The sequence below is a fragment of the Brevundimonas sp. FV1ps31S genome, assembly GCF_058681265.1.
The window spans coordinates 2979384-2999264 of sequence record NZ_CM178735.1; the positions used below are offsets into that span (position 1 = coordinate 2979384).

Consider the following 19881-nt stretch of genomic DNA (forward strand, 5'->3'; position numbering starts at 1 on the left):
CGACGCCAATGGTCGTTGCCAATTCCACGGTGGGTGGGGCACCACGCTCAATTCGATCAACCAACAGAGAAGGGAGGACGATGACCCTGAAGAAGCATTCCGGCTGAATGTCAGCTTGCGGGCAGTGAGCCAATGACAGCTTCTGGCGCAAGGCGAGTCTCAACCGCGATGAGTGCAAGAGAACATCTCGAGAGGATCTGCTTGCTGTGTTTGATCGCGCCAGCGTGAGAACTCGATCCAAAAAATGCGTCTCTCAGGCTGCAAGATTGTCTGCCAGCCCATGTAGCGCCTCCGGTCGCAGGTGGGTGTAGCGCTTCAGCATTTTCCAATCCTTATGACCGGTCACCAGCGCGACTTGGTGGATTTGCAAACCCGCTTCGAACAGCCGACTTGTCCCCTCGTGCCGCATATCGTGGAAGTGGAGATCGACGATCCCCTTCTCGACGCAAGCTCGGCGGAATGCCGTGCCAGCGGATCGCGGGTTGAAGGGGAATATCCGCGGGTCGCTGTTGGCCCTGGCGACGCGCTGCGCCTCAATTAGAGCGACTGCATCGTAGCCGGACAGCTTCAGCAGCGGGATCCTCTGATCGTTGCCGTCCTTGTTGCGGGGGTCCTTGCGGTCGCGAATGGTCAGCATGCGCGTGCGTGGATTGTAGTCATCCCAAACGACGCGGAATATTTCCTCCTGCCGCATGGCGGTGGCGATCGCGAACTGAACGACCGTCGTCATGGGGATGGTTAGGCGCTCGTTTGCGTCGAAGCAGGCGAACAGGCGCACAAGCTCCTCATCAGAGGGTCGGCGATCTCGCTCTCGACTCTTGCCCACCAGCCCCAGTCGCGCCAACGCCTGCCGCCCCAGATCAACTGGCTCCACGCGCACAGCGAGCCCGTGAACGGCGGCAGCGTGGCTCAGCACCAGCTTGATCATGCCGACATCCATGCCCACGGTCATCGGTCCGGCGCCGGCCTTGGCTCGAGCCCGACCGAACCTCACGATCTCTTCGCGATCAATCTCCCCGATCTTCTTGCGTCCAAGGTCCTGCTTAAGCGCCTTCAATACCGCCGCCTTTGAACGGCGCGGCGCCCGCCCTACCGACTTCATGTCTTCAATGTGCAGGTCAACGAGATCGCCGAAGGTCGAGAGACGGGCGATTTGGGACGCGCGGGGCGCCTCGCCTCGATCAATCTGCCGCTCGGCATCGACGCCCCAAGCTTTCGCATCTTCATGGCGAACGAACGTCTCGCTCGCACTCTGACCTTTGCGTCGGACTTGAACACGCCACCGGCCGGATTTCTGCTTGCGGATGGAGGCCATGTTTCGGGTGCAAAAAGGGTGCAGTGAGAATTCGTAGAGGGGCGAAAACCGTCGAAAATGGGCGTAGAACCGTCGTTCGCACTTGCGAGCCAACAGCCTGAACTTACAAGAAAAATGTCTATAAATCAAGCACGTAGACTGGCCGTGGCGCCTATGATGGATTGGACCGATCGGCATTGCCGCGCCTTCCATCGGGCCCTGACGACGCGCGCCTTGCTCTATACGGAGATGGTGACGGCGCCGGCCGTGCTGCACGGAGATCGGGATCATCTGCTGGGGTTTGACACCGTCGAACACCCGGTCGCCTTACAACTGGGCGGATCCAATCCCGCCGAACTGGCCGAGGCGGCCAGGGTCGGGGCGGCCTATGGCTATGACGAAATCAATCTGAACGTGGGCTGCCCGTCGGACCGGGTCCAGTCGGGCCGGTTCGGCGCCTGTCTGATGCGCGAGCCGGAATTGGTGGCCGACTGTATGGCGGCGATCAAGGCCGCCGTCGCCGTACCCGCCACCGTAAAATGCCGGATCGGGGTCGATGATCAGGACCCGGCGACCAGCCTGTTCGCCACGGTGGACGCCTGCGCCGCAGTCGGGATCGAGGTCTTCATCGTCCATGCCCGCAAAGCCTGGCTGCAGGGCCTATCGCCGAAAGAGAACCGCGACGTGCCGCCGCTGGATTACGGCCTCGTGCGCCGGCTCAAGCGCGAGCGGCCGCATCTGAACATCTCCATCAACGGCGGGATCGCCGATCTGGAAGAGGCTGAGGCCCATCTGACCGAGAACGAGGACGGCGTCAGGCTGGACGGCGTCATGCTTGGCCGCGCCGCCTATCATGAGCCGGCCCTGCTGGGTCAGGCGGACCGGCGGCTGTACGGGGCCGACACGGCGGACGTGGACGCCTTCGCCGCGCTGGAGCGCTATCGTCCCTATGTGGCCGCCCGTCTGGATGAAGGGGTGCGGCTGGCGGCCATCACTCGCCACATGCTGGGCCTGATGCACGGCCGGCCCGGGGCGCGGGCTTTCCGCCGCATCCTGACGGTCGAGGCGATCCAGCCCGGCGCAGGGCTGGAGGTGTTGGATCACGCCGCAGACGCCGTGCGAGAGGCTGAGGCACGGCGCGAAGACGCCGCCTAGCACTGACCTAAAAGGTTTTATCGATTCAGCCGTTTAGCGCGGCTCGCATAGGCCGGCGCAGCGGCGAGGCGCGGCGCGCCCCTTTCTGGCCACAAGTTAACGCGACAAAACCGGCGCCGGCGGCGTTGGGAGCCGGTGCTGTCATGAGCAAATCGGATGATCGGCGCTTCCGCTGCCTTCGCTATTCTGTGGGCCGCCGTGTCCTCGCTGTCGAGCGAGCCGGTGCCTTACAATGTCGTTGTCGCGGCGGATGAAGCCAGGGTTGAAACCCCGGCGCCCGAGATCGGTTCCACCGACGCCTCGTCCGAAAACGCCCCGGAACTCAGCCCTGACCAGGCCGAACTGATGGCCGGCGATCCGGACTGGCGCGCCTCGGCCCGCCTCTATCATGCGGGCGGCGGCGGGGCGACGGGCAATGATTCCCTCGGTTGCCGCCCCATCGCCATGCGTACGGTCGCGGTCGATCCCCGCGTCATCCCCCGCCGCACCAAGCTGTTCATCCGCGAGACGGTCGGAATGCTTCTGGCCGACGGCTCGGTCCATGACGGCTACTGGTATGCGTCCGACACCGGCGGCGCGATCAAGGGCCAGAAGGTCGATCTGTTCACCGGAAACGGCCGCGGTTCGATGGCCCAGGCTCGTCGCCTGAACATGCAGACCCTGACCATCGCCGACGCCGGTCGGTTCGACGGCTGCCCGCCCGCCTGGGAAAACGCCTCCAACTGATCCCCGTTGCGGCACGAAAAACGCCGGCGCGCCTCGCGGCCGCCGGCGTTTTTGTGGTCGCTCTCTAGTCCAGTTCGCTGACCTTTAGCGTGGACTGCACCATGTCGTCGCCATAGGTGCCCACCCAGACGTCATAGCGACCGCCTTGCGGGTTGGTGATCAGCACCTTGGGGTTCACCCCGCCGCCGCTGTCGTCGTCGCAATACCAGCGGCCGTTCGGCGCGTTGATCAGCAGGGTGGTGTCTTCGGACGCCTCGACCAGGAAGGTCAGGTCCAGGTCGCCCGCTTCGAAGAAGACCTGATAATCCGCCGCCGCGCTGACCTTGCCTTCGCAGCCGGCCTTTGCGTTGGCCGCCGGTACGGAGCCGCCGGCGAGGATCGCCATCTCGTGCGGGTCGGGCGTGAAGCCGGTCTGCAAATTCACTGAACCAAAATTAGGCTCAAGCTCGGTATTCGGCGCGCTTTCGTCCGCCACGTCCGACCCGCCCAGTTCGCTGATCTCCAGCGTCGATTGCACCATGCTGTCGCCATAGGTGCCCAGCCAGATGTCGTAGCGTCCGCTCTGCGGATCGGAAATCAGCACCATCGGGTCCAGATCACCGCCGCTGTCGTCGTCGCACAGCCATTGTCCGCCCGGCGTGTTGACCAGCAGGGTGGTGTCCTCGCCTGCGCGCGCACGGATCGTCAGATCGAACTCGCCGGCTTCAAAATTCAGTTTCAGGTCCGGGGCTGCGCTGACCGAGCCTTCGCAGCCCGACTCCGCGGCCGAAGCGGGCACGGAGCCGCCGGCCAGGATGGACCGGGTCCACGGGTCCGGCGTGAAGCCGGTCTCCAGCGCGACCTCGCCATAGTTGGGATCAAGCGTGAAATCCGGCTTGGCGACGGTCTTTTGCGCGACGCTGACGCCAGGTGTGAGCGCGAGCGCGGCGCTGGCCGCGATGGCGATGAGCTTCATGGGCGATTTCCCTCCGCTGCGGCCTCCCGCCGCACGGCGATCCTATCCGCCTTCCAACGCACGGCACAGCTTCAAACCACAGCTGTCGAGTTCAGAACCGCCGTCGGCCGGACGCCGTCTCGAAGAACAGACGGAAGTCGCCCATCAGGCTCCACAGCGGATATTTGAACGTGGCCGGCCGGTTCTTCTCGAAGAAGAAATGCCCGACCCAGGCAAAGCCGTAGCCGACCAGGGGCATGGCCAGCAGCCACCAGGGGTTCAGCGTCAGCAGGAAGGCGAGGAAGGCCAGGATCACCAGACCGGTGCCCACGACGTGGATCCGCCGGCAGGTCCGGTTCGAATGCTCGTGGACGTAGTAGGGATAGAAGGCCTCGAACGAGGCGTATCGTCCCTGGCGTTCGGACGGCGTGTTCATGGGCGGAGGGTGCGCCGGTATAGAGCGGGTGGCAAGAGCAGCCATACCCCCTTCCCATCCCCGTCATCCTAGGCCTTGTGCCTAGGATCCATACGCCCGGCCTCGCAAGTGGCGCGCAACATCAGACACCAGGAGTATGGATCCTCGCCACAAGGGCGAGGATGACGAACCAGGTGGTAAGGCGTGGCGCCTAACGCCTCAGCCCTTGGGCTTGCCCTTGAAGCCTTCCTTCTTGAAGCCCGGCTTGGCCTTGAACGGCTTCTTGGCGAACGGCTTGTCGCCGGCCGCGTTCGAGCGCGGGTTGGCGCCGCCGCCATCGGACTTCGGCGCCCAGGGCTTCTTCTTGAACGGCGGGCGGGCGTCGCCCTCGCCGCCGTCGGCGCGCTTGTAGGGGGTCTTCTTGAACGGACGGTCGCCTTCGTCACGGTTCGGCTTGCCGGAGAAGCGGCCGGCCTTCATCGAACCCGGCGTCGGGGCCTCCGACGGCGTGATCTTGACCTCGTCGTTCGAGGCGGCGACGGCCTCGCGGAAGGCCTTTTCGTGGGTCTTGGCGATCTCGAACCGGGTCTCTTCCGGGAAGGTGCGGATGGCGCCGATCTGGGGCTTGGAAATGCCGCCGACGCGGCAGATCAGCGGGATCAGCCATTTGGGGTCGGCGTTCTTGTTGCGGCCCACGTCCAGGCGGAACCAGACCACGTCGTCCGCGCCCAGGCGGTCGCCCGGCCAGGGTTGGGCGGCCGTGCCGTCTTCGTTGCGCACGGTGCGCTCGCGCTTGACGGGGCTGCGATCCGAGCCCGGATCAGACAGTTCTTCCGGCGCCGGCTGCTCCTTACGCAGCAGGCGCACCAGGGCGGCGGCGATCTCGTCGGGCGTGCGCTCGGCGATCATCCGCTTGGCGACGATCATGTCCTCGTCGGACACGTCGGCTTCGAAGAACTCGGGCGACAACAGACGGCCTTCGTCGGCCTTGCGGATCTCGTCGAAGGTCGGGGCGCCGGACCAGACGGCGTCGATGCCGGCGTCGTCCATCAGACGCTCGGCCTTGCGGCGGCGCGAGTGCGGCACCAGCATCACGGACACGCCCTTCTTGCCCGCCCGGCCCGTCCGGCCCGAACGGTGCAGCAGGCCGGCGCGGTTCATCGGCAGTTCGGCGTGGATGACCAGACCCAGGTCGGGCAGGTCCAGACCGCGTGCGGCCACGTCGGTGGCGACGCAGACGCGGGCGCGGCCGTCACGCAGCGCCTGAAGCGCGTCGGTGCGTTCGCGCTGACCCATCTCGCCCGACAGGGAGACGGTCGAGAAGCCGCGTTCCAGCAGAGAGGCCTGAAGATGGCGCACGGAATCGCGCGTCGAACAGAAGACCATGGCGCGCGGCATCTCGTACCAGCGCAGGGTGTTGACCACCGCGTGCTCGATCTCGTTCGGGGCGATGCGATAGGCGCGGTATTCGATGTCGGCGTGCTGGCGCGTCTTGTCGGTGGCGTCGATACGCACCGCGTCCTTCTGATAGCGCTTGGCCAGGGTGACGATCTCGCGCGCGATGGTGGCCGAGAACAGCAGTGTGCGGCGTTCGGCCGGCGCATGGTCCAGGATGAACTCCAGGTCCTCGCGGAAGCCCATGTCGAGCATCTCGTCGGCCTCGTCGAGGACGGCGACCTTCAGCTCGGACAGGTCCAGGTTGCCCCGGTCGATGTGGTCCTTCAGACGGCCGGGCGTTCCGACGACGATATGGACGCCGAAGCCCAGGGCGCGGGCTTCACGACGCGCATCCATGCCGCCCACGCAGGTGGCGATCTTGGCGCCGGAGTCGGCGTACAGCCATTGCAGCTCGGCCGCGACCTGCATGGCCAGTTCCCGCGTCGGCGCGATGGCCAGGCACAGGGGCGCGCCGCCGGGGCCGAAGATCGGCTTGTCGCCCAGCAGGGTCGGGGCCGCGGCCAGGCCGAAGGCGACCGTCTTGCCCGACCCCGTCTGGGCCGAGACCAGCAGGTCGCGGTCCGCGTGCTCGCCTTCCAGGACGGCGGCCTGGACCGGGGTCGGCTCGGCATAGCCCTTGTTGATCAGTGCGCGGTCGAGCGCGGGATGGACGGCGGGAAAGGGCATCGGCTACCTGGGACAAACGGACGAGGCGGTCGCCGAAACGACCGCGCCCGGCCGAGGACAGACCTCAGGCCGGGCGAATGAGGGGCGCTCTATACACGGATAAAGGCGCAAGCGGGGCGAAAAACGCCGTTCACCCTGTTCCTTCAGACGAGATTGACCTGACCGGCGCAGACTGTCTTCTGAAGGAGACCGTCATGCAGGCCCTATCCATCGCCGCCGTCGGAATGATGAACGCCCAGTCGCGCTTCGAGAACAGCGCCCGCCGGACGGCCGCCGCGCCGCTGGACGGCCTGGCCGAAGAGACGGTCGAACGTATCCAGGCCAAGGCCGCCTTCACCGCCAACGCCGCCGTTGTCCGAACCGCGGACGAGATGAGCGGGACCCTGCTGGACATGCTGGCCTAGCCGTCGGTCGTCGCTGGCTCCGGTCCCAGGATGCGCCGGATATAGGGCCAGGCCTTGGCGAAGGCCGAAATCACCCCGACCAGGCTGGCGAAGAACTGGAACCCCGTCCAGACGGCGCTGAACACCGCGCCGCCCAGAAGCAGTTGCGACAGCGGATAGAGGACAGAGGCGACCGCGATCTGGAAGTCGGCATAAGCGCTGGAATATTCGATCGACCGGTCGGCGAAGAAGGCCACGGCCACCGCCGCCGACACCGGCGCCCACAGCAGCGGCAGGACCAGAAGAAGCGCGGCCGCCAAGACCGCCAGCTTCGTCCCCAGGGTCTCGCGTGACAGGAAGCTGGCCACCACGCCGGCGCCAAGCGCCAGGGCCGCCACCGCCAGCAGCACGGGCAGGACCACGTCGGCCGCCGCCATCAGGTCCATGAAGATCATCCCGACCAGCAAGGCCGCGCCGCTGACCAGAAAGCCGGCCACCCAGAGGGCCGCATACTGGCTGAACCGCTGTTTCAGATGACCGATGCCGAACATGGCGCCTCTCCGACGACGCCTCCCCGAGGCCGGATGGAGGATACTCTCCTTGGGGGCGAAGTCGATTCAGCGAACCGTGATCGACCGTCCGGGCTAGAACTCTTCCCAGCCATCTGCAGCCGGAGCGGCCTTGGGGGCCGCACCGCCGCGGCCGACCGTCTTCAGGGCGGCCGTCATCCGAGACGGCGAGACCGGCGCGGGCGGGGATGGACGCCTCGAGGTCGAGGCCTGCGCTGCGGCGAATCCGTCAGAAACCTTGAACCGCGCCGCCGAAGCCTGCAGGGCCTCGGCGTCCTGCAACAGCGAATGGCTGGCGGCGGTCGATTGTTCGACCATCGCAGCATTTTGCTGCGTGACCTGATCCATCTGGTTCACGGCCGTATTGACCTGAGCCAGGCCGATGGCCTGTTCCTGGGCCGAGGCCGCGATATCGGCCACCAGGCCGTCGATCTCGGCGACACGGTCCACGATCCGCTGCAGGGCCTCGCCGGTCTGGCCGACCAGTTTCACGCCCGAGCCGACCTGGGTGGTCGAGGCCGAGATCAGGGTCTTGATTTCCTTGGCCGCTTCGGCCGAACGCTGGGCCAGGGCGCGCACCTCGGAGGCCACCACCGCAAAGCCGCGACCGGCCTCGCCGGCGCGCGCCGCCTCGACCCCGGCGTTCAGGGCCAGAAGATTGGTCTGGAAGGCGATTTCGTCGATCACGCCGATGATCTGGTTGATCTGGCTGGACGACCCCTCGATGGCCTGCATGGCCGACACGGCGTCACGGACGATGACGCCCGAGGTTTCGGCGTCGCCCTTGGCCGCCTGGACCACGTCCGAGGCCTGGCGCGCGCCCGAGGCGGTCTTGTTCACCGTCGCCGTGATCTCGTCCAGCGCTGCGGCGGTTTCTTCCAGCGACGCCGCCTGTTGTTCGGTGCGGCGCGACAGGTCGTCGGCGGCCTGCGAAATCTCGCCGGCGCCCGAACGGATGCCCGCCACATTGCCCAGCACCAAACTCAGCGCCTGTTGCAGCTGAGCGATGGCGGCGTTGAAATCGGTCTTCAGCTGCTGCGAGCGGGGAGCCACCTCGACGGTGAACCGGTGCGTCAGGTCGCCGTTCGACATCGCCGCCAGCCCCTCGGCCAGCGCCGTCAGCGCCACCCGATCCTCCTCGGCGATACGCGCCTTCTCCGCCTCGTTGGCGCTATGCTCGGCCTCGCTGACGGCGCGTTGGGCCTGGGCTTCAGCCTCAAGGCGGATCTTTTCGACCGCATTGTCACGGAAGGCCCCGAGCGAGACGGCCATGCGGCCGATTTCATCTCCCCGCCCCTGCGCCGGGATCACGACCTTCAGGTCGCCGCCGGCCAGTTGATCCATGGCGCGCGTCATCGCGACGATCGGCTGGCTGAGCGCCCGCACCATCCAGGCGGTCATCAGGCCCGCAACCGCCAGCGCCAGCAGCCCGCCGACCACCAGGGCCGCATAGCCGGCCTCGAACGCCGCCTGTTTCTCGGCGTTGCGCCGGGCCAGCACGCTCTGCACCGTATCATCGATCGACTTCACGCCGCTGCGTATGTCGGCGAGGCGCGCCGTCGTGGCCATCTGCGCCACCGCCAGAGGGCGTGTCGCGGGATCCCGCGCCTGCTCCATCAGGGCTTCGGCTTCCTGATTGAATTTCGTCCCGGCCGCGACCAAAGGCGCGGCCTGGCCCTTGGCGTCGTCCAGCGTGCGGAGCGCTTCGGCGAAGCTGGCCTTGGGTTCGTTGTACTTGCTCAAGAATTGGTCGTCGCCCGTCGCCACATAGGCGCGCATGGCGTTCTGTTGCTCGACGGCCGCCGCCAGGGTGTCGTTCGCCGCCTGACTGATCCGGCTGGCCTGCGCCTCCGCGACATCCGATTGCTCCAGGCTGAACAGACTGAGCAGGACCACAAGGGTCGCCAGCCCGCAGGCGCTCATCATCGCGCCCAGGGCGATCATGAGTTTGATGGATATCGACAATGACTTGAACACGCCCGTCTCCGAAGCTCCGACAACGTCGGACCTAGGCGAGACTCATTACCAAACCTTCTAAGGCAGAGCTTCGGACCTGACCTTTTCCGGCAGATGGAAGAAATCGACGAACCTGTCGAAGACCTGACGGTCCCCCTGGACCGTCAGCCCGCCATCCGCCTCGAGCGCCGTCGTCGGAATCTTCCCATAGACCGCCGCCGCCACAAGGGATGGACGGGTGAAGAGGGTCACATCGGCATCCTCGATCTGCCCGCGACGCGCCTCGAGCCCCCCGTTCGCGATCTCGACCCGAAACGCGGCGTCGTCGAAGACGAAACCGACGACCATGGCCGCCTCCCCGGCCCGACCGGGATCGAACATCGTCTTGAACGACAGCATGATCGAGACCGCGCTGATCGGCAGGGTCGGATCGTGTAGCGGCGAGCGCGCGGCCCACCGCCCGAGGACGAGGAAGACCGGCTCGATCTCGCGACCCCACTCCGTCAGTTCATAGACCTGGACCGAGGCCGGCGGCGGCAGCTTGCGGCGGCGCACGACGCCTGAGGCCTCGAGCCCCTCCAGCCTCTGGGTCAGCACATTGGCCGAAATGCCGTACAGATCCTTCTTCAGATCGCCGAACCGGCGCGGGCCCAGCATCAGTTCACGCACCACCAGCAGCGCCCAGCGTTCACCAATCAGGTCCAGCCCGTGCGCCGCACCGCACGCATCGTGATATCGACGAGCCGGCTTGGCAGTTACTTTTTCTAACTTCATAGTTGACTATTCTAATCTCGCGCGGCACAGTTGGCAAACATAGGGAGAGGAAAGCCGAATGACCCAGCTGATTTTCATCAATCTGCCCGTCGCTGACCTGAACCGGTCCATCGCCTTCTATGAAGCGGTCGGGGCCACGAAGAACCCGATGTTCAGCGACGACACCGCGGCCTGCATGGTCCTGTCGGACGTCATCCACGTCATGCTGCTGACCCACGACAAATGGCGCAGCTTCACCGACCGCCAGATCCCCGACGCTCAGGTCTCGGCCCAGATGCTGCTGTGCCTGTCACGCGACAGCCGCGAGACGGTCGATGCGGTGGTGGCCCAGGCCGGTGCGGCCGGCGGAACGGCGGACCCCAACAAACCTCAGGACTATGGCTTCATGTACGGCCGCAGCTATGCGGACCCGGACGGCCATATCTGGGAGACCATGTGGATGGATCCCGCCGCCATCGCCGCCGGCCCCGAAGCCTTCGCCGCCCATGAACTGACGCCCGCCTGACCGAAAGGCCGATATGTCCGAGTCCTTCGAACTCCGCGTCACCCGCCTGATCCAGGCCTCGCCTGAAGCTGTGTGGAAGATCTACGTCGAGCGGACAGGGGAATGGTTCTGCCCCCGCCCCTGGACCACGCCCGTCGTCGACTGGGACCTTCGCACCGGCGGCCGCGCCAATGTGGAGATGCAATCGCCCGAGGGCGAGCGCCATGCCTATTCCGGCGTCTTCCTGGAAGTGGTCCCCGGCCGGCGGTTGGTCTCGACCGGCGCCCTGACCGAGAGCTGGGTCCCGCAGGCCGGCGAGATGAACTTCGTCCGTATCGACACCTTCGAACCGGAAGGCGACGCCACCCGCTACACCGCCGTGGCCCGCCACTGGGACGAAAAGGCGATGCAGACCCACCGCGCCATGGGCTTCGAGCAAGGCTGGGGGGCCGTCGCCGATCAACTGGCCGAACTGGCCGAAACCAACGCCTGAGGAGAACGACATGACCTATGTAACCGGCTTCGTGACTCCCGTTAAAATGACCGACAAGGAGGCCTATTTGAGATTGGCCCGCGCCGCAGCGCCGATCTTCAAGGAGTTCGGCGCCCTGTCCGTAATGGAAAACTGGGGCGTCGATATTCGCGACGGGAAGGTCACCGACTTCAAGATGGCGGTGAAGCTGGAAACCGACGAAACCGTGGTCCTGTCCTGGATCATCTGGCCTGACAAGGCGACCGGCGACGCCGCCGAGAAGAAGATGATGGAGGATCCCCGCTTCCACGAGATGGAAATGCCCTTCGACGGCAAGCGGATGGTCGTCGGGGGCTTCGAGACCATCTTCGAGGCCTGACGCGGTTCAGGCGCGAGCGGCCTTCAAGGCCGACGTCAGCCGCTTGCGTCGCTGGGCGTGGCTGCGTTCCAGGTCCGCGCGTTCAGCCTCCAGCGCCTTCAACTGGTCGGCCAAGGCGGCGCCCGCCTTCTCGTGGTCGGCGTCCAGCGCCTCCAGCTCGGCCCGCAGACGCTCGATCTTGGCGATCCGCGCCTTCGACGGGCCGGCGGCCTTCTTCGGCTTGGCCGCCTTGCCGATCTTGCCGATGTCGATCGCCAGGCCGCGCTCAATCACCTCGCCCGGCGCGGCGAGGGCCGCGTCATAATCGGGGCCACCGCTCAGCTCGCTGGCCAGGCCGGTGGCGAACAGATCCTGCTTCGATCCCCAGGCCTCCAGCGCCTTGGGTCGCGAGCTGACCGCGACCGTGAAGGCGTGAAACCCGTCCGACCAGGTGAAGACCTTCAACCTCGGCGCCATACGACCGTCCCTCCGGCGACGCGGATCAGCGCCTCATCGGCAGAAACGCGTGTCGGTCGCTTCCAGATGCAGATGGTCATAGTGGACGGCGTTGTAGTCGGGGCTCAGCACCGTGCCGAAGATGCGGCAGGCGTCGTCGCGGATGCGGCGCAGGAAGCGGGCCTCGGGCGCGTCGCCGGTCCAGTCGTTCGTCACCGTGATCCGCCGCCCGTCGCGCAACCGCACCCCGGCGAAGTCCAGGGCCGCCGCCTGGGCGTGGGCGCTGATCCGGGTCGAGCCCGCGCCATTGTTCACATTGCGACAGGCGTAAGCGCCCATGTGGTCGATCTGGACCACGTCGGACCCCAGTATCTCGCGCGCCGCCGGCTCCAGCGACTGACGCCGCCAGAGGCTCAGGGCCAGGGCCGTCTGACAGGTCATCTCGACATCCCCCGGCGCCATTCGCGCCACCGTGCCCATGTCGGCGCCCAGGACCCCGCCCTGGCTCAGCCCGCAGACGGCTGAGTTCTGACGGTCCGGAACGGGGCTGAACGTCACCCGCGCGGCGTTCAGTTCGGTCAGACATCGCCCGAGGTCCGCGCCCACCCGCACCACCGCCCCTTGGGTCCCGCCGTCTATGGGCCGGTCGATCAGCCCCCCGACCAAGGGCGCTCCGCTGCGTCCCGGATAGGGCGACGGCCGCAGCGGCTCGGGCGCGCGGCGCACACACCCGCTCAGGATCAGCAGAAACGCGAGGCCGGCCGACAGACGCATCATCAGAACATTGGAAGCCATCGCCCGAATCCTAGCCGATTCCCGATGGCGCGTCGGTCACGAGGCGGAGAGCCGCCTATCGCCGTTCCGGGGCGGCTCCGGCGGCCCGACACCGGTCGGAGCAGAACCGCACCTGATCCCAGTCCCGCGCCCACTTCTTGCGCCACGCGAACGGCAGACCGCAGGCGGCGCAGATCTTTTGCGGCAGGTCGGCCTTGTCGGGCGCCCGGCCCAGATTGACGTGTTTGCGACCCATGGCGGGGTCCTCCACGAAAAAGGGCGGCCCCGTTAAGAAAAACCCCGGCGTTCGGTCGCCCATAAATCTTGACGCCTGATTGAGAGCGAGTTTACGGCACCATAACGACTAGGATCGCTCCATTTTCTCCGCAATGGAAAGTCCAGGTCGCGGAAACAGTGGCTGACGCACGGTCGAGCATTTCAACCACAAAAATTTCCTCCATGGGAAGATATTGTCTCGCGGCAATGGCTTGGATCAGAGCGATCAGTGCGAGTATCGAAATCACGACCTTACCCCACTACCTTAATCATCTTCTCTTTCCAGAAAGCGCCAAGTCTCAGCCCGGTCCCTCCAGTTGAAGTATAATTGCGGCCTTCCCTTGCTACAGTTGGGAGTAATGTGCGGGAATCTCGCGACAGCGTTCATGGTTTCCGTTAGCTCGGCATCTCGATCCGCCCCTACGGAAACGCCATTCAGGAACGCCACAGCAGTCGAACGGCCTGAAACCCTAGCGCCGGAAGGCGTTTGGGCCTGAGAGACCGTCACAATTAGAGTGGCGAAATACTCACCACATTGGAAATTATAAACTGCCGAGATCGCAGCCGGCGCACGGTCGAATGTCTCAGATACTGACACCTCCGGCAAGGGAGGCGCAACTTGTTCTCCTTGGAGGGCCAGCATTAATGCCATTAATTCAATCACAACCCTGCCCCGTCACTTCGTCATTGCTAACATCTCCTTCATCGGCATTTTTCCCAAACTGAAGCAGATCTCCGCCCACAGATAGATATTGCCTAAAGCTTGGGTCCGCACCCGCCTGCACATAAGCCTGCGTCGTGTTTTCATCCTGCTCAGAAAATTGATACGCTAGACTGTCGCCTTGTCCATCCATCGGATGAGTATGAACCAGACCCACCAACTGCGACCAGCTGGTTATGCCAAGCTCGGCGCCCGTGGCATTCCACACGATCTGGTTCTGCCCATTCCGGTTGACCCCCTCGATCGGCCCCACCCCCCGGATGCTGCCGTCGGGATCTTGTATCAAATACATGCCCCACTCCTTGTTCTTGTCCAGCCCATCCAGGATCTTCTGGGCCTCAAGCGCAGCGCGGTCCTTCACTGTTTCCTGCTGGCAGGGCGTGAGCGGCGGTGGCGCAGGCAAGTCGCCGATGTCCGGCCCTATTTCATCAGCGATTGGCGTATAGATCGGCGGTTCTGGGAACGAAATCTGGACCGTGAACAGGGTCTTTCTCTGCCCGATCACCACCACCTCGCCGACGGTGGTCGCGGTCCCGTCGGGGTTTTCGGTCGCCCCGAAAGTCGTAGCCATGACCTGGGACGATGCGGCCGTTTTGGTCACGCCCTCCGCCGCTGAGATTGCGCCTGTTGCGAGAGCCTTTCGAGCCTCCGGCGAAAGGTCAATCTTCACCGAAGGCTCGGCTCCTTTGACTGCTTCAGCCCTTGATCCGTAAGATGACTGGCTCTCCTTTAAGGCCTTACGTGAGGCCTCGACATCTGCGCGGGTTGATCCCCCCGCTGACTCCTTGTCGTAACTTGCAACCCTCATGCCACCCTCCATGGTTCATTCAGGTTGTTCAAAACAAGGTTAACACTCTCCTAATACGAGATTTTGAACACGCACGAGTAGTGCGCAACCTTGTAATGGACCAACAAAAAGGGGCGGCCCCGTCGGAGCCGCCCCTGATCGTCTTCAGCTGTCCAGGAAGGACCGCAGTTTGCGCGACCGGCTGGGGTGTTTCAGCTTGCGCAGGGCCTTGGCCTCGATCTGGCGGATCCGCTCGCGCGTCACCGAGAACTGCTGGCCGACTTCCTCCAGCGTGTGGTCGGTGTTCATGCCGATGCCGAAGCGCATCCGCAGCACCCGCTCCTCGCGCGGCGTCAGGGACGCCAGCACGCGGGTCGTGGTTTCGCGCAGGTTCGACTGGATGGCGGCGTCGATGGGCAGGACGGCGTTCTTGTCCTCGATGAAGTCACCCAGGTGGCTGTCTTCCTCGTCCCCGATCGGGGTTTCCAGCGAGATCGGCTCCTTGGCGATCTTCAGGACCTTGCGGACCTTCTCCAGCGGCATGGCCAGCTTCTCGGCCAGCTCTTCCGGGGTCGGCTCGCGGCCGATCTCGTGCAGCATCTGGCGGCTGGTGCGGACGATCTTGTTGATCGTCTCGATCATGTGCACCGGGATACGGATGGTCCGCGCCTGGTCGGCGATGGAGCGCGTGATCGCCTGACGGATCCACCAGGTAGCATAGGTCGAGAACTTGTAGCCGCGGCGGTACTCGAACTTGTCGACCGCCTTCATCAGGCCGATGTTGCCCTCCTGGATCAGGTCCAGGAACTGCAGGCCGCGGTTGGTGTATTTCTTGGCGATGGAGATCACGAGGCGCAGGTTGGCCTCGACCATTTCCTTCTTGGCCTGCCGTGCTTCGCGCTCACCCTTCTGCACGGTCTGGACGATGCGGCGATAGTCGTCGATCGGCAGACCGGCTTCCAGGGCCACGGCGGCGACGTCGGCGCGGATGGTGGCGATCTGGGTGGCTTCATTGTCGCTGAACTTGGTCCAGCGCACGCCCTGTTCCTTGATCCGCTCGGTCCAGGTCGGGTCCAGTTCGGCGCCGAAATAGGCCTTCAGGAATTCAGGACGCGAAATGCCGTAGCTGTCGGCCAGGCGCAGCAGACGGCCTTCCAGACCGATCAGGCGTTTGTTGATCGCATAAAGCTGCTCGACTAGGGCCTCGATGCGGTTGTTGTTCAACTTCATCGTCTTCAGACGGTCCGAGATGGACAGCGTCAGCGCCTGATAGGCCTTCTCGTCCTTGGCGCTCAGCACCTCGCCCTTCAGGCGGGTCTGGACCAGCTTGTCCTGAAGCGCGCGGAAGGCGCCGAAGTCGGCGGCGATGAGGTTCAGAACCTCCATCACCCCGTCGCGCAGCTCGGCTTCCAGCGCCGAGATCGACATGCCGCCGCCGTCGTCGAAGTCGTCGTCGTCGTCGTCGTCGGACTCAGGCTTGTCTTCGGCGACCGGCTTCTCCTCGGCCTCTTCTTCCTCTTCGCTCTCGGGCTGGGCGGCGCCCGGCAGGGACGAGGGGTTCAGCACGCCATAGGTCGCATCCAGGTCGATGACCTCGCGCAGCAGGATGCGGTTGTTCTCAAGCTCGTCGCGCCACACCATGATGGCCTCGAAGGTCAGGGCGCTTTCGCACAGACCCGAGATCATGGCGTCGCGGCCGGCCTCGATCCGCTTGGCGATAGCGATTTCGCCCTCGCGGCTCAGCAGTTCGACCGAGCCCATTTCGCGCAGATACATGCGCACCGGGTCGTCGGTACGGTCGTAGGCGGCCTTGGCGGGCGCTTCGGCCACGCCGGTGGAGGCGGCGGCGGCGACGTCCGTGGACTGCTGCTCCTGCGCATCCTCCTCGGCCTCGACGACGTTGACGCCCATTTCCGACAGCATGGCCAGGGTGTCTTCGATGGCGTCGGGGGTGACTTCCTCGGACGGCAGGACCTTGTTCAGCTCCTCCATCGTCACATAGCCGCGCGCCTTGGCCTGTTTGATGAATTTCTTGACGCCGGCGTCGGTCAGATCGAGCAGGGGCCCGTCGGTCGTAACCTCGGCGTCCTGCGTCTCGGTCTGTGCGTTCATAGTCAATTCGTCTCCAGCCGGAGGGGTGATCAATCCACCCCGGCGAAAAATACAATGCCTGGCGAGGCGTAAGGTTACGCGCCCGCGCTGTCTTCCCAAATCGTCCCGGCTTTGATCGCACGACGAAGCACATCCCGCTCGACCCTAGCCGGCGGAACTCTTCATCCTGCCCCGGCGCATCTCACGCCAGGACCGAGGCGTCATCGACGCCTGCGACCATCGGACCCTTGCCTCGGCGAGGGGCGCATTTGCGGCCTGGAATGGCGCGCCGGACTTCGCCGCCGCCTTCTCGACCTCGCGCACTAAGGCATCATGACCCGATTGCGCCAGATGGCGTCGCAGGCGGGCAGAGTCAAGCGTATCCGCCTCAATCCGCGCGCAACCAGTTCTCGACCCGCAAACCCGGCACGCGGGCGAGCTCGCGTTCGTTGTCGGTGACGAGGATGCAATCCAGCGCCAGGGCGTGGGCCGCGATCAGCAGATCGTTGGCGCCGATGGGCGTTCCGGCGCGTTCGAGTGCGGCGCGAACCTCGGCATACTGTCGGTCCGCAGGCTCAGCCCAGGCTTGCACCGCGAAATCGTCCAGCAGGCTTTCGAGCCTCGACATGAGCCGAAACGACTTCTTCTTGGCAAACCCGAACCGCAGTTCCGCCAACACAACGACGCTGATGCAAATGGCGCTGGGGTCGATCAACGCCATACGCTGCGAGGATCGTCCCGCCGGATCCTTCAAAAGGTCGGAGACGATATTGGTGTCGAGCAGATACTGGATCAAAGATCGACCGGCTCCGGCGGGGGATCGTCGACCTCCCCCAACTCCTCGTCGATTGGCTCCATCGTCGCAAGACGCGCCAGAAGACGAGCGGACGACCCCATCCGCGGCCCCGCCGGTTCTATGATCAGCCGCTCACCCTCCTGACGCACCACGGCGTCCGCCGGAACGGCGACGCCGCTTGGCAGATGGACGACCTGATGGTCGCCGTCTTGCGTGATCCTGACAGGCTGGGAACCATCCATGGCGGCGAGACTACTGCAGATCGTGAAGCCCGCCAATCGGCGCGCCTCAGACCAGGGTCGTCCAGAAGTCGGGGGCCGCGAACGAGCGGGTGATGGCGTCGCGTTCGGCCTTCAGCCGGATCAGGGCTTCGATGCCCGTCCCCTGGCCCAGATCCTGTTTCGCCGTCTCAATGGCGCGCGACAGGGCGGCGAGATGGGTCATCAGACCGAATACCTTCAACCATTGGGCGCGCGACTCCGCCACGGTCAGATCCGATGACAGGAAGGCGGCGCCGGATTTCGCCGCCGCCTTTTCGATCTCCTTCAACAGCGGATCGAAGCCGGAATCGCGCAGCCGATGCCGCACCACGGCCGCGTCCGACGCCTGACCGGACAGCCGCAGCCGCACCAATTCCTGCGCCAGCCCCTCCAGCGCGGCGTCGCCGAATCCCTGGACGCTGACCTCCTCCAGATGGTCGTCAAGCCGCTCGATGTCGTCGATCGCGGCATAGGCCAGGGCCGCCGCCACCGGGCTTACCGCCCGGAACAGCGACTGCATCGCCTGGGCGCCCTCGACCGTCTGGCCCAGTTTCGGCGGCGGGCCGAAACGTCCCCGGCCTTGCTGATAAAATGTTCGAGGCTGACTGCGCGGAAACAGGGCGTCGAAACGATCAAACAGATCGCGGCGATACTGTTCCGCCAGGTCCTTGTCCTGAATGGCCGAGGCGGCGGTCCGCAGCCGCGCCTTGAAGCCGGCCTTGCGCTCCGGCGTATCCAGCGGCTCGACGTCCTGCTCGCGGCGGAACAGCACCTCGGCGAAGCCGTGGGTATCGGCCAGGGCCTGGCGCAGGGCGGGCGCCCCCTTGTCGCGCAGGATGTCGTCGGGATCCTGCCCCCCGCTCAGCAGCGAGAAGCGGAACGACCGCCCCGCCTTCAGCAGCGGCAGCGACCGTTCGATGGCGCGATAGGCGGCCCGCAGTCCCGCCGCATCGCCGTCGAAACACAGCACCGGCTCATGGCTGACCCGCCACAGCCGCTCCATCTGTTCTTCGGTCAGGGCCGTGCCCATCGGCGCCACGGCCGGCAGGCCCGCGCGCTGGCAGGCGATGACGTCCATATAGCCTTCGACCACGATGATGGCCTGGTCGTTCCGGCTCTCCGCCCCCAGGATCCGCCGCGCTTCGGGCAGGCCGTACAGCGTCGCCCCCTTGTGAAACAGCGGGCTTTCGGGACCGTTCAGATATTTGGCCCGGTCGTCGGGGTTCATGGCCCGGCCGCCGAAGCTGACGATCCGGCCGCGCGCGTCCAGAATGGGGAACATCAGCCGGTCGCGGAACCGGTCATAGGGCTGCCCTCCGCTTTCCGGCGAGATCAGCAACCCGGCCTCGACCAGCTCGGCCGGTCGCGCCCCGCGCTGGACCAGGGCCTGTTTCAGCCCTTCGCGGTCATTGGGCGCATAGCCCAGGCCGAACCGCTCCCACTGATCCTCGGGCAGGCCGCGCTTTTCCAGATATTCGCGCGCCGCCTTGCCCGGCGTGCGCCGCAGATTGGCGGCGAACCACTTCTGGGCCAGGTCCATCCACTCGGACAGGCCCAGGCGCTTCTGCTCGCGCTCGGCCTCCTTGGGGTCCTCGGCCGGCAGTTGCATCCCCGCCTCGCCGGCCAGCCGCTGCACCGCCTCGACGAAGCTGAGCCGCTCGGTCTCCTGCAGGAAGGAGATGATGTCGCCGTGTTTGCCGGACGAGAAGTCGTGGAAGAAGCCCTTGTCGTCATTGACGAAGAAGGACGGCGACTTCTCCTTCGAGAAGGGCGACAGGCCGACATATTCCCGCCCCTGCCGCTTGAGCTTCACCGTCCGCCCGATCACGTCGGACGGGCGAAGGCGGGCCTTCAGTTCATCGATGAATCTTTCGTCGAAACGCACCGGGCGATCCATAAGCCTTGCGGCGCTTCACGTCGATGATCGGGCACGTCGATGATCGGAGAACGATCAGGCGGTTCGTCCGGGCATCCCCCGAGGTCCGAACGAACCGCCGCATCGCAGAAGGCGTAAACCGCAGCGTCCCCCAACGCCTTGGCTTAACGAAGTCCTAACGCCTCGCGGACCTGCATCTG

At 65.4% G+C, this 19881-nt stretch carries 21 protein-coding genes; 6 read left to right on the forward strand and 15 right to left on the reverse strand.

All coding sequences use genetic code 11. The features are described from left to right. Positions 1-253 precede the first annotated feature (253 nt). Entirely contained in the window at positions 254-1315 is a 1062-nt protein-coding gene (locus ACVPT3_RS14190; protein WP_492041512.1) for a tyrosine-type recombinase/integrase, read from the reverse strand. Positions 1316-1429: 114 nt separating this feature from the next. On the opposite strand from ACVPT3_RS14190, the gene dusA reads away from it, so the two are divergent. Together dusA and ACVPT3_RS14200 are read left to right on the forward strand one after the other, a co-directional pair. Continuing rightward, on the forward strand, positions 1430-2449 hold the full coding sequence (dusA, locus tag ACVPT3_RS14195; RefSeq protein ID WP_492041513.1) for a tRNA dihydrouridine(20/20a) synthase DusA: 1020 nt from the start codon (positions 1430-1432) through the stop codon (positions 2447-2449). A 156-nt stretch (positions 2450-2605) separates the two neighbouring features. Next, entirely contained in the window at positions 2606-3175 is a 570-nt protein-coding gene (locus tag ACVPT3_RS14200) for a 3D domain-containing protein (RefSeq protein WP_492041514.1), read from the forward strand. 64 nt (positions 3176-3239) lie between these two features. Here ACVPT3_RS14200 and ACVPT3_RS14205 read toward each other — a convergent pair whose 3' ends face one another. The 3 genes from ACVPT3_RS14205 to ACVPT3_RS14215 all read right to left on the reverse strand — a co-directional run bounded on the left by ACVPT3_RS14205 (position 3240) and on the right by ACVPT3_RS14215 (position 6648). Then, positions 3240-4130: a hypothetical protein gene (locus tag ACVPT3_RS14205; RefSeq protein ID WP_492041515.1), complete on the reverse strand. Its 891-nt coding sequence runs from the start codon at positions 4128-4130 to the stop codon at positions 3240-3242. A 91-nt stretch (positions 4131-4221) separates the two neighbouring features. Further along, positions 4222-4545 carry an Mpo1-like protein gene (locus ACVPT3_RS14210; protein ID WP_492043832.1) on the reverse strand — a complete coding sequence of 108 codons (324 nt, stop codon included), beginning with the start codon at positions 4543-4545 and terminating at the stop codon, positions 4222-4224. A 198-nt stretch (positions 4546-4743) separates the two neighbouring features. Further along, positions 4744-6648, reverse strand: a complete 1905-nt coding sequence (locus ACVPT3_RS14215; RefSeq protein ID WP_492041516.1) for a DEAD/DEAH box helicase — start codon at positions 6646-6648, stop codon at positions 4744-4746. Between the two features lie 194 nt (positions 6649-6842). Here ACVPT3_RS14215 and ACVPT3_RS14220 point away from each other — a divergent pair, with 194 nt between their 5' ends. Continuing rightward, positions 6843-7052, forward strand: coding sequence for a flagellar basal body rod C-terminal domain-containing protein (locus ACVPT3_RS14220; protein WP_492041517.1), 210 nt, complete (start codon positions 6843-6845; stop codon positions 7050-7052). Here ACVPT3_RS14220 and ACVPT3_RS14225 read toward each other — a convergent pair. The 3 genes from ACVPT3_RS14225 to ACVPT3_RS14235 all read right to left on the reverse strand — a co-directional run bounded on the left by ACVPT3_RS14225 (position 7049) and on the right by ACVPT3_RS14235 (position 10330). Then, positions 7049-7582: a hypothetical protein gene (locus ACVPT3_RS14225; RefSeq protein WP_492041518.1), complete on the reverse strand. Its 534-nt coding sequence runs from the start codon at positions 7580-7582 to the stop codon at positions 7049-7051. The genes ACVPT3_RS14220 and ACVPT3_RS14225 overlap by 4 nt on opposite strands. Positions 7583-7675: 93 nt before the next feature. Beyond that, positions 7676-9577, reverse strand: coding sequence for a methyl-accepting chemotaxis protein (locus ACVPT3_RS14230; RefSeq protein ID WP_492041519.1), 1902 nt, complete (start codon positions 9575-9577; stop codon positions 7676-7678). Positions 9578-9634: 57 nt separating this feature from the next. Beyond that, complete coding sequence (locus ACVPT3_RS14235) at positions 9635-10330, reverse strand: winged helix-turn-helix transcriptional regulator (RefSeq protein ID WP_492041520.1); 696 nt, start codon at positions 10328-10330, stop codon at positions 9635-9637. 58 nt (positions 10331-10388) lie between these two features. Between ACVPT3_RS14235 and ACVPT3_RS14240 the strand changes: the two genes are divergently transcribed. Genes ACVPT3_RS14240 through ACVPT3_RS14250 form a run of 3 tightly spaced genes read left to right on the forward strand, consistent with a single transcriptional unit; the run spans position 10389 to position 11665 of the window. Beyond that, positions 10389-10835 carry a VOC family protein gene (locus ACVPT3_RS14240; protein ID WP_492041521.1) on the forward strand — a complete coding sequence of 149 codons (447 nt, stop codon included), beginning with the start codon at positions 10389-10391 and terminating at the stop codon, positions 10833-10835. Between the two features lie 13 nt (positions 10836-10848). After that, positions 10849-11307: an SRPBCC family protein gene (locus ACVPT3_RS14245; protein ID WP_492041522.1), complete on the forward strand. Its 459-nt coding sequence runs from the start codon at positions 10849-10851 to the stop codon at positions 11305-11307. Between the two features lie 10 nt (positions 11308-11317). Continuing rightward, positions 11318-11665 (forward strand): DUF1428 domain-containing protein, encoded by a 348-nt coding sequence (locus tag ACVPT3_RS14250; RefSeq protein ID WP_492041523.1) that lies wholly within the window; start codon positions 11318-11320, stop codon positions 11663-11665. Between the two features lie 6 nt (positions 11666-11671). Here ACVPT3_RS14250 and ACVPT3_RS14255 read toward each other — a convergent pair whose 3' ends face one another. From ACVPT3_RS14255 to dnaG, 8 genes are all read right to left on the reverse strand, one after another. Further along, complete coding sequence (locus ACVPT3_RS14255) at positions 11672-12121, reverse strand: hypothetical protein (protein WP_492041524.1); 450 nt, start codon at positions 12119-12121, stop codon at positions 11672-11674. A gap of 33 nt (positions 12122-12154) precedes the next feature. Continuing rightward, complete coding sequence (locus ACVPT3_RS14260) at positions 12155-12895, reverse strand: extensin-like domain-containing protein (RefSeq protein WP_492041525.1); 741 nt, start codon at positions 12893-12895, stop codon at positions 12155-12157. Between the two features lie 55 nt (positions 12896-12950). After that, on the reverse strand, positions 12951-13130 hold the full coding sequence (locus tag ACVPT3_RS14265) for a DUF2256 domain-containing protein (RefSeq protein ID WP_492041526.1): 180 nt from the start codon (positions 13128-13130) through the stop codon (positions 12951-12953). 676 nt (positions 13131-13806) lie between these two features. Then, entirely contained in the window at positions 13807-14541 is a 735-nt protein-coding gene (locus ACVPT3_RS14270) for a hypothetical protein (protein WP_492041527.1), read from the reverse strand. Positions 14542-14823: 282 nt separating this feature from the next. After that, the gene (gene rpoD / locus ACVPT3_RS14275; protein ID WP_492041528.1) at positions 14824-16770 is read right to left on the reverse strand and encodes an RNA polymerase sigma factor RpoD; all 1947 of its coding nucleotides are present in this window, start codon (positions 16768-16770) and stop codon (positions 14824-14826) included. Positions 16771-17137: 367 nt separating this feature from the next. Then, positions 17138-17545, reverse strand: coding sequence for a PIN domain-containing protein (locus tag ACVPT3_RS14280; protein WP_492041529.1), 408 nt, complete (start codon positions 17543-17545; stop codon positions 17138-17140). Continuing rightward, entirely contained in the window at positions 17542-17823 is a 282-nt protein-coding gene (locus ACVPT3_RS14285) for a hypothetical protein (RefSeq protein ID WP_492041530.1), read from the reverse strand. Before ACVPT3_RS14285 ends, ACVPT3_RS14280 begins: the two co-directional genes overlap by 4 nt. 10 nt (positions 17824-17833) lie before the next feature. Continuing rightward, a complete protein-coding gene (dnaG, locus tag ACVPT3_RS14290; RefSeq protein WP_492041531.1) occupies positions 17834-19690 on the reverse strand; it encodes a DNA primase in 1857 nt (618 codons plus the stop codon). Between the last annotated feature and the right edge of the window lie 191 nt (positions 19691-19881).

Bases quoted from the DNA above. Each gene is read 5' to 3' on its own strand.
- ACVPT3_RS14225 (WP_492041518.1), bottom strand. From the start codon at position 7,582: ATGTTCGGCATCGGTCATCTGAAACAGCGGTTCAGCCAGTATGCGGCC.
- ACVPT3_RS14200 (WP_492041514.1), top strand. From the start codon at position 2,606: ATGATCGGCGCTTCCGCTGCCTTCGCTATTCTGTGGGCCGCCGTGTCC.
- ACVPT3_RS14265 (WP_492041526.1), bottom strand. From the start codon at position 13,130: ATGGGTCGCAAACACGTCAATCTGGGCCGGGCGCCCGACAAGGCCGAC.
- ACVPT3_RS14215 (WP_492041516.1), bottom strand. From the start codon at position 6,648: ATGCCCTTTCCCGCCGTCCATCCCGCGCTCGACCGCGCACTGATCAAC.
- ACVPT3_RS14255 (WP_492041524.1), bottom strand. From the start codon at position 12,121: ATGGCGCCGAGGTTGAAGGTCTTCACCTGGTCGGACGGGTTTCACGCC.
- ACVPT3_RS14220 (WP_492041517.1), top strand. From the start codon at position 6,843: ATGCAGGCCCTATCCATCGCCGCCGTCGGAATGATGAACGCCCAGTCG.
- ACVPT3_RS14240 (WP_492041521.1), top strand. From the start codon at position 10,389: ATGACCCAGCTGATTTTCATCAATCTGCCCGTCGCTGACCTGAACCGG.
- ACVPT3_RS14260 (WP_492041525.1), bottom strand. From the start codon at position 12,895: ATGGCTTCCAATGTTCTGATGATGCGTCTGTCGGCCGGCCTCGCGTTT.
- ACVPT3_RS14205 (WP_492041515.1), bottom strand. From the start codon at position 4,130: ATGAAGCTCATCGCCATCGCGGCCAGCGCCGCGCTCGCGCTCACACCT.
- ACVPT3_RS14190 (WP_492041512.1), bottom strand. From the start codon at position 1,315: ATGGCCTCCATCCGCAAGCAGAAATCCGGCCGGTGGCGTGTTCAAGTC.
- ACVPT3_RS14235 (WP_492041520.1), bottom strand. From the start codon at position 10,330: ATGAAGTTAGAAAAAGTAACTGCCAAGCCGGCTCGTCGATATCACGAT.
- ACVPT3_RS14250 (WP_492041523.1), top strand. From the start codon at position 11,318: ATGACCTATGTAACCGGCTTCGTGACTCCCGTTAAAATGACCGACAAG.
- rpoD (WP_492041528.1), bottom strand. From the start codon at position 16,770: ATGAACGCACAGACCGAGACGCAGGACGCCGAGGTTACGACCGACGGG.
- dusA (WP_492041513.1), top strand. From the start codon at position 1,430: ATGTCTATAAATCAAGCACGTAGACTGGCCGTGGCGCCTATGATGGAT.
- ACVPT3_RS14210 (WP_492043832.1), bottom strand. From the start codon at position 4,545: ATGAACACGCCGTCCGAACGCCAGGGACGATACGCCTCGTTCGAGGCC.
- ACVPT3_RS14245 (WP_492041522.1), top strand. From the start codon at position 10,849: ATGTCCGAGTCCTTCGAACTCCGCGTCACCCGCCTGATCCAGGCCTCG.